We start from the raw sequence: 1,003 nt of genomic DNA on the forward strand, positions 1-1,003 counted from the left end.
CCCGGCCTCCGGCGAATGGCTCGGCGGGCCGCGAGACGCGGCCGGCGACCACCGTATTGACCAGCAGTGCCACGACGACGGCGCCAACCACAGCAGCAAGGCGTTTACCCACCCGCAGACGGTATACCTCGCCTAGCCTGGACCGAGATCGGATCACAGGAGGAAGAAGTGAGCGACCACGACATCCGGATGATCGTCTTGTCCACCGACAACCTGGACGAATCGATCAAGTTCTACAGCGAGACCCTGGGCATGCCGCTGAAGTTTCGCGACGGTGCGCACTTTGCCGCCCTGGACGGCGGGTCGGTGACGCTGGCTCTGGCGACCGCGGTCGATCACCCCATCCACGGGCAGGTGGTGGTCGGTATCAAGACCGACGACGTCGACGGGGCGGCGAAGGCCATCGAAGCCAGTGGCGGCGGAATCGTGAAGGGCCCCTACGACGACGCGCACGAGCGCCGGGCCGTGGTGTACGACAACAAGGGCAACGGACTGGTGTTCTATAAGCCGTTGGGGCGATAGGGGATTTTCGCCCTAGTCGCCGTGCTGCATTCGAACGGCGTTTCGCCGGATTCGGGTTTAACATCCGCAATGTGACCACGACACCACCACCTTGGCCCGCGCCGCCCCCTAGTCGACCCGGTGGCCGGCCGATCGCCGCGCTAACCATCGGCCTTATCGCCACGGCTGTAGTGGCTGTAGCGGGCGTTCTTATCAGCCTCAACCGGCCTGCCCCGCCTGTTGCCACGTACTCCACCGGCGAGAGGGCTGCGGCAAAGATACAGTTCTGCGAGAGATACCAACTAGCTTTTCGCGCTTCGCAAATCGATACAGCGCCAGGCCGGGACGCTGCTTTGGCGCGCATTGCGATGGTCAACGGCGCCTTAATACTGGAAACCGCTGCAACCGACCCACTGAGGTGAGCCCCTCGTAGTGGTCCAGTTGTTGTGCGACTCTGATGCCCGGTGTTCGGGCAGGAAGAATCGGCAACGACATGGCAGCC

1 protein-coding gene is annotated in these 1,003 nt (G+C 63.7%); it reads left to right on the forward strand.

The window, feature by feature from the left end:
* Positions 1 to 189: 189 nt before the first annotated feature.
* Complete coding sequence (locus LI92_RS21325) at positions 190 to 522, forward strand: VOC family protein (protein WP_420093339.1); 333 nt, start codon at positions 190 to 192, stop codon at positions 520 to 522.
* The last annotated feature ends 481 nt before the right edge of the window (positions 523 to 1,003 follow it).

Origin of the sequence: Mycobacterium sp. UM_Kg1 (assembly GCF_000972925.1) — a bacterium.
Taxonomy (GTDB): Bacteria; Actinomycetota; Actinomycetes; order Mycobacteriales; family Mycobacteriaceae; genus Mycobacterium; species Mycobacterium hiberniae.

Bases quoted from the DNA above. Each gene is read 5' to 3' on its own strand.
- LI92_RS21325 (WP_420093339.1), top strand. From the start codon at position 190: ATGATCGTCTTGTCCACCGACAACCTGGACGAATCGATCAAGTTCTAC.